Source organism: Phreatobacter sp., from assembly GCF_052440005.1.
GTDB lineage: Bacteria > Pseudomonadota > Alphaproteobacteria > Rhizobiales > Phreatobacteraceae > Phreatobacter.
Genome location: NZ_JBQVQL010000129.1, coordinates 1 through 9920 on the forward strand (window position 1 = coordinate 1; position 9920 = coordinate 9920).

Consider the following 9920-nt stretch of genomic DNA (forward strand, 5'->3'; position numbering starts at 1 on the left):
GCCTTCGGAGCAGCGGCCTTGGCCGGGGCCTTGGCGGCGGCGGCCTTCGGAGCGGCGGCCTTGGCCGGGGCTTTGGCGGCGGCGGCCTTCGGAGCGGCGGCCTTCGCAGCCGGAGCCTTCGGAGCGGCGGCCTTCGCAGCCGCGGCCTTGGCGGGAGCCTTGGCAGCAGGAGCCTTGGCAGCAGGAGCCTTGGACGACGTCTTCGCGCCGGTCGAGGCGGTCGCCGCCTTGGCGGCGGGCTTGCCGCCCTTCTTGGCATCCGTCTTCTTGGCGTCGGGCTTCTTGGCCGGGGCCTTCGGAGCCTTGGCCGGGGCCTTGCCGCCGCTCTTCACGGCGTTGACGATCTTCTGCGCGGCATCGTCCAGGTCATCGGCGGGGATGACGTTGAGGCCGGACTCGCGGATGATCTTCTTGCCTTCCTCGACGTTCGTGCCCTCGAGGCGCACGACCAGCGGCACCTGCAGGCCGACCGCCTTCACCGCGGCGAGCACGCCGCGGGCGATGACGTCGCACTTCATGATGCCGCCGAAGATGTTGACGAGGATGCCCTTCACCTTCGGGTCGGCGGTGATGATCTTGAAGGCCGCGGTGACCTTCTCCTCCGAGGCGCCGCCGCCGACGTCGAGGAAGTTGGCCGGGCTCTCGCCGTAGAGCTGGATGATGTCGAGGGTCGCCATGGCGAGGCCGGCGCCGTTGACCATGCAGCCGATCGTGCCGTCGAGCGCGATGTAGGCGAGGTCGAACTTGGAGGCCTCGATCTCCTTCTCGTCCTCTTCCGTCAGATCGCGCAGGGCGACGACGTCGGGCTGGCGGTAGAGCGAGTTGGAATCGAAGGACACCTTGGCGTCGAGAACCTTGATCTGCCCCTGCTTGGTGACGATCAGCGGGTTGACCTCGAGCATCTCCATGTCCTTGGCGACGAAGGCCTTGTAGAGGACGCCGGCAACCGCCTCGACCTGCTTGGCGAGGTCACCGGACAGGCCCAGCGCCTTGGCGATGGTGCGGCCGTGATGGGCCATGTAGCCGGTGGCCGGGTCGACGGAGAAGGTGAGGATCTTCTCGGGCGTGTCGTGGGCGACGGCCTCGATGTCCATGCCGCCCTCGGTGGAGACGACGAAGGCGACGCGGCCGGTCTGCCGGTCGACCAGCATCGACAGGTAGAACTCCTTCTCGATGTCCGAGCCGTCCTCGATGTAGAGGCGGTTCACCTGCTTGCCGGCCGGGCCGGTCTGGATCGTGACCAGCGTGTTGCCGAGCATCTGCTTGGCGAAGGCCTCGACCTCCTCGATCGACTTGGCGAGGCGCACGCCGCCCTTTTCGCCCGCTGCCTTCTCCTGGAACTTGCCCTTGCCGCGACCGCCGGCATGGATCTGCGACTTCACGACCCAGAGCGGGCCGCCGAGCTTCTTGGCCGCGGCCTTCGCCTCGGAGGCCTTGAAGATGGCGATGCCGTTCGAGACGGGCGCCCCGAACTCCTTCAGCAAGGCTTTCGCCTGATATTCGTGGATGTTCATCTGAGACCCTCTGTTAGGCGGTCGACGCCGCTCGCTCAGGTTTTTGGGCTGCTTATGCGGCGGACGCCGTGGCGTCCGCCGGTTTGCTGGACGCCACGCGCAGGACTTACTTCGCGAGCTCGGGGGCGATGGTCTTGCACGCGTCCACCAGGCCCTTCACCGAGGCGACGGACTTGGCGAACATCTCCTGCTCGCCCTTGTCGAGCTCGAACTCCACGATCTTCTCGACGCCACCGGCGCCGATCAGCACCGGAACGCCGACATACATGTCCTTCACGCCGTACTGGCCGGTGAGATAGGCCGCCGACGGCAGGACGCGCTTCTTGTCCTTGAGGTAGCTCTCGGCCATGGCGATGGCAGAGGCGGCCGGCGCGTAGAAGGCCGAGCCGTTGCCGAGCAGGCCGACGATCTCGCCGCCGCCCTTGCGGGTGCGCTCGACGATGGCGTCGAGCTTCTCCTGGGTCAGCCAGCCCGACTTGACCAGCTGGTTCAGCGGCACGCCGCCGACCGTCGAGTGGCGCACCATCGGCACCATGTCGTCGCCGTGGCCGCCGAGCGTCCAGGCGTGGATGTCCTCGATGGAGACGCCGGTCGCCTCGGCGAGGAAGAGCTCGAAGCGCGAGGAGTCGAGCACGCCGGCCATGCCGACCACCTTCTCCGCCGGCAGGCCGGAGAACTTCTGCAGCGCCCAGACCATGGCGTCGAGCGGGTTGGTGATGCAGACAACGAAGGCGTTGGGGGCATACTTCTTGATGCCCGCGCCCACCTGCTCCATCACCTTGAGGTTGATGCCGAGGAGATCGTCGCGGCTCATGCCGGGCTTGCGCGGCACGCCGGCGGTGACGATGCACACGTCGGCGCCCTCGATGGCCTCATAGGAGCCCGTGCCGCTCATCTTGGCGTCAAAGCCCTCGACCGCCGAGGCCTGCGCGATGTCGAGCGCCTTGCCCTTCGCGGTGCCTTCCGCGATGTCGAACATCACGATGTCGCCGAGTTCCTTGATGCCGGCCAGGAGAGCCAGGGTGCCGCCGATCTGGCCCGAGCCGATCATCGCGAGTTTCTTGCGCGCCATGGAAGGGTCTTTCGCTGAAAGTGTTGCGGGAGCGGAACGGACCGCCTGCGGCCCCTTCTAATCCAGAAAATCCGATGGCTTTCAAGCTGTACCTCGGTTTGATGTATCGGAAAATGGTGAGTCGCGCACGTGCCCTCGCGCCTGCCGCGGTCGCGATCGAAAAAGAACGCGGAGTCAGTGGCTTGCACTGGTTCGCCGACGGTGTTCGCGCCGGTCTGCGCCGGCCGGGGAGGGCGGCTGGGCGTGCGCAGGCACCACCGCCCGCGAGTGGAATCACCCCGATACCACGGGAACAAGTTTCAAAAATTGTAAATTGTCACACTTCCCTGCGCTCAGGCGCCGCCGTTCACGAGCGTCCGCACGATGGTGCGCGTCATCAGCGCGATCCTCGGCTCGATCTGGCTGCGCGACAGGTCACGCGTCTCCATCACCAGAACCGGATGGATGAAGCGCTGCATGGCGTCGGCCACGAAGGACACCGCCCGCTCCTCGTCCTTCACCCGAAATGGGCCGGGCTCCAGGCCCTCATCGACGATGGAGGCGAGGAAGGCGCGCAGCCGCGCCCGGTGCGCCATGATCGAATCCCGCCGCGCCTGCCAGAGGGCCGCGAAGGTGGAATAGATCGGCGGATCGCGGTCGAGGCCCTCGCGCTGCGCCCTGGCCCAGGCCGTGAGGAACCGCTCCAGCTTGTCGTCGGCGGGATCGGGGGCATTGGCGATGTCGCCGAGCTGGAGCTCCACGGTCCGCGCCCAGGCGACGACGACCGCCTCGATCAACCCCGCCTTCGAGGCGAAGAAGCGATAGACGTTGGCATGGCTCATGCCGGCCTCGCGGGCCACGGCCACCACCGTCACCCTTTCGGGTCCGAAGCGGCGGATATGGTCGGCGGCTATCGCCACCAGCCGCGCCTGGACCCGGTCCTCCGTGGGTGGCGCGATCGCGCCGATCCGGTCAGGACGACGGGCCACGGGACGCCCTCAGGTCCTGGAGGAGTTCGATCTGCATGGCCTGGATTTCCGCGAACCGCTCCCACTGGCGGTTCAGCAGGTGGTCGATCTTCTCGTGCAGATGCCGGATCTCCAGCTCCGCCTTCAGGTTCACCCGGTAGTCGTTCTCCGAACGGCGGCGGTCCTTCGCCTCCTGGCGCCGCTGGCTCATCATGATGATCGGCGCCTGGACCGCCGCGATGCAGGACAGGATGAGGTTCAAGAGGATGAAGGGATAGGGGTCGAAGGCGCGCGACGCGACGACGACGTTGAGGGCCATCCACACGGCGAGGAGGGCGAAGAAGGCGAGGATGAAGGTCCAGGACCCACCGAACTGGGCGACCTTGTCGGCGAGCCGCTCGCCCGTGGTCCGGCCCTCGTCGATGCGCTCCTCGATGTTGGCGGCGGTGATCTCCTGGCTGCGCAGGCTCTCGACCACGTCACGCTCCAGCGCGGTGATCTCGCCGCGTTCCGCCTTCAGGAGATCCTCCACGTAGCGGCTGCGATAGTCGGCGACGATCGCGCGGTCGATCACGTCGCTCGGCCCGATGCCGGGCGCGTCGCTCCGGATGAGGTCGGCGACGCCGGGCCTGATCGCCGAGAGGCGGACCTCGTGCCCAGGCCGGATGGGCCGCCCGGTCAGCGCGCAGACGAGAGGGGGCTGGTCGTCCCCGGCTTTTGCTCGTGCCATGTCGCCTTCCATCCGCTGGCCGCCCGGGCAAGGGGCCGCGTCACGTCTCCACGATACCACCGGTATCGCCGGCGCGCTCGTTCCGCCGCTCGTGAGGGAGGGCGAGATAGTCGTCGGACCGCATCTCGATGAGGCGCGAGGCGGTGCGGTGGAACTCGAATTCCTCCGTCCCAGAGTCGGAGAGATAAAGCCGGTTCGGCTCATCGCCGGCGCTCGCCACCAGCTTGACCTGATTGTCGTAGAGCGCGTCGATCAGCGTGATGAAGCGCTTGGCCTCGTTGCGGCGCTCGAGGCCCTTCATCACGGGAATGCGGTCGAGCAGCACCGTGTGGAAGGCATGGGCGACGGCGAGATAGTCCGAGGCGCCGAGCGGCTTCTCGCAGAGCTCGGCGAAGCTGAACCGCGCTACGCCGTGTGCCTGCCGGGGCACCGGCACCCGCCGGCCCTTGACCTCCAGCGTCGCGGGATCGCCCTCGACGCCGCCGGTCAGCCGCGACCAGGCCTGGTCCATCGCCGCGTCGGAGGCGTCCCCGAGCGGCGTCAGCCAGATGGGCTGGCCCGACAGCTTCTCCAGCCGGAAATCGGTGCGCGATTCCAGCTTCATCACGTCCATCCGCTCCTGCAGCAGCGCGATGAAGGGCAGGAACAGCGCCCGGTTGAGGCCGTCGCGATAGAGCAGTTCCGGTACCACGTTGGAGGTGGCGACGATCACCACGCCCTCCTCGAAGAGCCGGGTGAACAGGCGGCCGAGGATCATGGCGTCGGCGATGTCGGTCACCGAAAACTCGTCGAAGCACAGGAGCCAGGCCTCCTCGGCGAGCTCTGCGGCGACCGGTCCGATGGGGTCGTCACCCTTCACCTCGCCGGCCTTGAGCTTCTGGCGCCAGGCGTGGATGCGCTCGTGCACGTCGGCCATGAATTCGTGGAAATGCGCCCGCCGCTTTCGCCGGACGGGGCTGCCCTCCATGAACAGGTCCATGAGCATGGTCTTGCCGCGCCCGACGTCGCCCCAGATGTAGAGACCGCGGACCGGCTCGGGCTTCTGCCCGCGTGAGAACAGCCATGCGAGGGCGGAAGACTTGCGGCGCGCCAGCCGGTAGTCGGCCAGGCGGTCGTTGAGCGCCGCCAGACGGCGGGCGACGGCGGCCTGCGCGGCATCGAAGGACATCTCGCCGGAATCGACCAGCGACTGGTAGCGGGAGAGCGTGTTCGGCATGCCGGCTCAGGCAATAAAGGGCCTGCCCGACCTCGGCAAGCCGCGCACGGCTGGGTCGCGCCGCGCGCAGGCCGCCGTCTCGTCCCTCCTTTGTCTCATTCCAGACTCGTTGCGTCGGGGCGCCGCCTCCCTTAAACAGGCCGGTGATTTCCGGTGGGCGATGCAGCATGCGCGCCAGCCGGTCTTGAGGAATGCCCCAGATGGCCGAGTCAAAGCCCGTGAGCGAGCGCCCGCTTTCGCCGCATCTCCAGATCTACCGCCCGATGCTGACGATGATGATGTCGATCATGCATCGCGTTACCGGCGGGGCGCTGTTCTTCGGCACGCTGCTGATGGCGTGGTGGCTGATCGCCGCCGCCTCGGGGCCTGCCGCCTATGCCACCTTCCAGTGGTTCGCCGGGTCCATCATCGGCCGCCTGATCCTCTTCGGCTACACCTGGGCGCTCTACCACCACATGCTCGGCGGCATCCGCCACTTCATCTGGGACACCGGCCGCGGCTTCGGCCCTGCCGAGCGCGAATGGCTGGTGCGGGCCAATCTCATCGGCTCCATCGTGCTGACGGTCCTGACCTGGATCGTCGCCTATGCCGTGCGCGGCGGCGTCTGAGAAAGGGCGGAACCATGTCCCACTCCAAGTCCACCATGCGCACGCCCCTCGGCCGGGTCCGCGGCCTCGGCTCGGCCCGCTCCGGCACCGAGCATTTCTGGATGCAGCGCGTGACCGCCGTTGCGAACGTGCCGCTCTCGCTCTTCGTGATCGGCCTGATCATCACCACCGCCGGCTCCAACTACGCCGCGGTCAAGGCGACCCTCGGCTCGCCCCTGGTGGCGATCCCGCTCATCCTCTTCGTCCTCTCCGCCACCTGGCACATGCGCCTCGGCATGCAGATGATCATCGAGGACTATGTGCCGGCCGAGGGACCCAAGGTCGTCCTGCTGCTCGCCAACACGTTCTTTTCGGTCGCCATCGGTCTCGGATCGGTCTTTGCGATCCTGAAGCTGTCCTTCGGCGTATAACCGTCGAACCGCCTGTCACATCCGGGAGCTCGCCCCATGGCTGAAGCCGCCGCACCTGCCGCCAACGGCCGTGCCTACGACATCACCGACCACACCTACGACGTGGTCATCGTCGGCGCCGGCGGCGCCGGACTGCGCGCCGTCGTCGGCTGCGCCCAGGCCGGTCTCAAGACCGCCTGCATCTCCAAGGTCTTCCCGACCCGCTCCCACACGGTCGCCGCCCAGGGCGGCGTCGCCGCCTCGCTCGGCAACATGGGCGAGGACCAGTGGCAGTGGCACATGTACGACACCGTCAAGGGCTCCGACTGGCTCGGCGACCAGGACGCGATCGAGTATCTCGTCCGCAACGCGCCTGCCGCCGTCTATGAGCTCGAGCACTGGGGCGTGCCCTTCTCGCGCACCGAGAGCGGCAAGATCTACCAGCGCCCGTTTGGCGGCATGACCACCCATTTCGGCAAGGGCACGGCCCAGCGCACCTGCGCCGCGGCCGACCGCACCGGTCACGCCATGCTGCACACGCTCTATGGCCAGGCGCTGAAGAACAACGCCGAGTTCTTCATCGAGTATTTCGCCATCGACCTCATCATGAGCGAGAGCGGCCGCTGCCTCGGCGTCGTCGCGCTCAAGATGGACGACGGCACCATCCACCGTTTCCGCGGCCGCCAGACCATCCTCGCCACCGGCGGCTACGGCCGCGCCTATTTCTCGGCGACCTCCGCCCATACCTGCACCGGCGACGGCAACGCCATGGTGCTGCGCGCCGGCCTGCCGCTGCAGGACATGGAATTCGTGCAGTTCCACCCGACCGGCATCTACGGCTCGGGCTGCCTCATCACCGAGGGCTCGCGCGGCGAGGGCGGCTACCTGACCAATTCCGAGGGCGAGCGCTTCATGGAGCGCTATGCCCCCTCGGCCAAGGATCTCGCCTCGCGCGACGTCGTCTCGCGCTCGATGACCGTGGAGATCCGCGAGGGCCGCGGCGTCGGCAAGAACAAGGACCACATCTTCCTGCACCTCGACCATCTCGACCCGAAGATCCTCCACGAACGCCTGCCGGGCATCTCCGAGAGCGCCAAGATCTTCGCCGGCGTCGACGTGACCAAGGAGCCGATCCCGGTCATCCCGACCGTCCACTACAATATGGGCGGCATCCCGACGAACTATCACGGCGAGGTGCTGACCAAGAAGAACGGCAATGCCGACACCATCGTCCCCGGCCTGATGGCCATCGGCGAGGCGGCCTGTGTTTCCGTCCACGGCGCCAACCGCCTTGGCTCCAACTCGCTGATCGACCTCGTGGTCTTCGGCCGCGCCGCCGGCCTGCGCGCCGCCGAGACGGTCACCCCGGGCGAGAAGCACGAGGACCTGCCGGCGAATGCCTCCGAGATGGCGCTGTCGCGCCTCGACGCGTTCCGTTACGCGTCGGGCACGACGGGGACGGCCGAGCTGCGCAGCAGCATGCAGCGCGTGATGCAGTCGAACTGTGCGGTGTTCCGCACCGGCGAGGTGCTGGAGGAGGGCCGCAAGCTCATCGCCGACGTCTGGGGCGGCGCGTCCGACATCAAGACCACCGACCGCTCGCTGATCTGGAATTCCGACCTGATCGAGACGCTGGAGTTCGACAATCTCATCGCCCAGGCCGTGGTCACCATGGAATCGGCGGCGAACCGCAAGGAAAGCCGCGGCGCCCACGCCCGCGAGGATTTCCCCGACCGCAACGACAAGGACTGGATGAAGCACACCCTGGCCTTCGCCGACGATGCGAAGAAGCAGGTGACGCTCGACGACCGTCCGGTCCACACCTACACGATGACCAACGAGATCCAGTACATCGAGCCCAAGGCCCGCGTGTACTGACGGGCCTGCCGCGGGGCTCGTGCCGCGCCCCGGTCCGATCAGAGATGAAGGAGGTCGACCGCCGGTCGGCCTCCTTGTCGTTTGTGGCGCTTCTCACGCCTGGCGCACGGCCGCGGCCCGGGTCGGCGACCAGACGCCGAACGCGCCCCGCGCCGCCATCAGGGCGAGCTGCGCCCTGTAGATCGGCCGGACGAGGCTGCGCCTGACCTTCTCGACGCCGCCCAGCCTTCGGCTGATGGTCGAGCCACCGAAGAAACCGCCACCGTTGACCACCACGGGGCGCCCCAGGTGATGGATCGGCACGCCCGTCTTCCAGGTCATCTGGATGAAGCTGTCGACCGGCCGGTCGAACCGGTCGCTGGCACGCAGCAGCGCCAGCGCCGCCTCCGCCGTCACCACCTGGCCGACCATCTCCAGCTGCGGCAGGATCCGGCGGCCGAGGAAGGGCGCGCCGTGTTCGGGCGGGTTGTGGCTGTGCAGCTGGACGAAGGACCAGCCTGTCTCCTCCTCCATCAGCCGCGTGAGGTCCGCCGCGAAGGCCGCCGCGGGCACCGCGTCGTCCTCGAGGATGATCGCCCGGCACGCGCCGCTCTCGACGACGGCCCGCCAGGCGGCCCGGTGGCTGAGGAAGCACGCAATCTCCGCCTCGTTGAGTGCGAAGGGATAGCGGGGCCGGTGCAGCTCGGCGACGTGCCGCCCGCGTTGACGGGCGGTGAGTGCCCTGCCGTCCACCGCGTCGAGGATCGCCGTGGGCACCGGCAGGCTTGCAGCGAGCCTTGCGGCATGGGCACGCCGGTCCGCGAGGCGCGGCAGGGAAATGACGAACGCACGGGTCGTCTGCGTCCAATGGGCCACGATGGTCGACCTCCTGATGACGGGAGGTGGTCTGGTGCCACCGGCGCGAGCCCATTCTGCGGCCTGATTGGGGAACGGGGACCCCGGATTGCGGCATGGCGGTTTCCGTTCGTGTCGGACCGAGTGCCCTGGCTCTCTTGTCAGCCGCCGGCCCGCGCGCAATAGGACAGGTGTCCCCGCGCCGTCAGGCAGATACAGTCCTGCGGTGCACTCTCCCCGTCATCGTCGGGATTCTCACATGCGACGCCTGCTGCGCCCCTTCCTCGTCATCGCGGCTCTCGTCATCCTCGTCGAGACCTGGCTGTGGGAGCGGCTGGGTCCGGCCATCGCCCGTCTCGTCGAGATGCTGCCCTTCAGGGCGCTGAAGCAGGCGATCCACGATGGCATCGAGCGCCTGCCGCCCTATGCGACCCTGCTCGTCTTCGCCGTGCCGGCCGGCCTGCTCTTTCCGTTCAAGCTCGCCGCCCTCGGCCTCATCGCCTCCGGGCATCTCGTGCTCGGCGCCGGGGTTCTGGTGCTCGCCAAGGTGGTCGGGGTCGGCATCACCGCCTTCCTCTTCGAGACCTGCAAGCCCAAGCTCATGCAAATCCCGCTCTTCGTCAGGCTCTACGGGCTGTGGACGCGCTGGCTCGCCTGGGCGCACGGCCATATCGACCCGATCAAGCGGCGCATCCTCACCCACCTGCGCATCCTGCGCGGCGGCCGGGCCGG

9 protein-coding genes and 1 pseudogene are annotated in these 9920 nt (G+C 68.0%); 4 read left to right on the top strand and 6 right to left on the bottom strand.

The genetic code is table 11. From position 1 onward, the window contains the following. Positions 1-326: 326 nt before the first annotated feature. The 5 genes and pseudogenes from sucC to zapE form a co-directional block, all read right to left on the bottom strand. A pseudogene (gene sucC, locus ACT6XY_RS21175) lies at positions 327-1514 on the bottom strand (ADP-forming succinate--CoA ligase subunit beta); the annotation flags it as partial. Between the two features lie 106 nt (positions 1515-1620). Then, positions 1621-2586, bottom strand: a complete 966-nt coding sequence (gene mdh / locus ACT6XY_RS21180; protein WP_444750289.1) for a malate dehydrogenase — start codon at positions 2584-2586, stop codon at positions 1621-1623. 332 nt (positions 2587-2918) lie between these two features. Beyond that, entirely contained in the window at positions 2919-3554 is a 636-nt protein-coding gene (locus ACT6XY_RS21185; RefSeq protein ID WP_444750290.1) for a TetR/AcrR family transcriptional regulator, read from the bottom strand. Beyond that, positions 3538-4263, bottom strand: a complete 726-nt coding sequence (locus tag ACT6XY_RS21190; protein WP_444750291.1) for a DUF1003 domain-containing protein — start codon at positions 4261-4263, stop codon at positions 3538-3540. Before ACT6XY_RS21190 ends, ACT6XY_RS21185 begins: the two co-directional genes overlap by 17 nt. Positions 4264-4303: 40 nt before the next feature. Then, the gene (zapE, locus tag ACT6XY_RS21195; RefSeq protein WP_444750292.1) at positions 4304-5479 is read right to left on the bottom strand and encodes a cell division protein ZapE; all 1176 of its coding nucleotides are present in this window, start codon (positions 5477-5479) and stop codon (positions 4304-4306) included. Between the two features lie 200 nt (positions 5480-5679). Here zapE and sdhC point away from each other — a divergent pair, with 200 nt between their 5' ends. The 3 genes from sdhC to sdhA are packed head-to-tail and all read left to right on the top strand — an operon-like array spanning position 5680 to position 8354. Next, positions 5680-6087, top strand: coding sequence for a succinate dehydrogenase, cytochrome b556 subunit (gene sdhC, locus ACT6XY_RS21200; RefSeq protein WP_444750293.1), 408 nt, complete (start codon positions 5680-5682; stop codon positions 6085-6087). A gap of 14 nt (positions 6088-6101) precedes the next feature. Next, the gene (sdhD, locus tag ACT6XY_RS21205) at positions 6102-6497 is read left to right on the top strand and encodes a succinate dehydrogenase, hydrophobic membrane anchor protein (RefSeq protein ID WP_444750294.1); all 396 of its coding nucleotides are present in this window, start codon (positions 6102-6104) and stop codon (positions 6495-6497) included. A gap of 36 nt (positions 6498-6533) precedes the next feature. Further along, positions 6534-8354, top strand: coding sequence for a succinate dehydrogenase flavoprotein subunit (sdhA, locus tag ACT6XY_RS21210; RefSeq protein WP_444750295.1), 1821 nt, complete (start codon positions 6534-6536; stop codon positions 8352-8354). Positions 8355-8447: 93 nt separating this feature from the next. Here the strand turns inward: sdhA and ACT6XY_RS21215 are convergent, their stop codons facing one another. Then, positions 8448-9209 (bottom strand): glycosyltransferase family 25 protein, encoded by a 762-nt coding sequence (locus ACT6XY_RS21215; RefSeq protein WP_444750296.1) that lies wholly within the window; start codon positions 9207-9209, stop codon positions 8448-8450. A 238-nt stretch (positions 9210-9447) separates the two neighbouring features. On the opposite strand from ACT6XY_RS21215, the gene ACT6XY_RS21220 reads away from it, so the two are divergent. Next, positions 9448-9920 (top strand): hypothetical protein (locus ACT6XY_RS21220; RefSeq protein ID WP_444750297.1); only part of this gene is annotated, 473 nt, incomplete at its 3' end.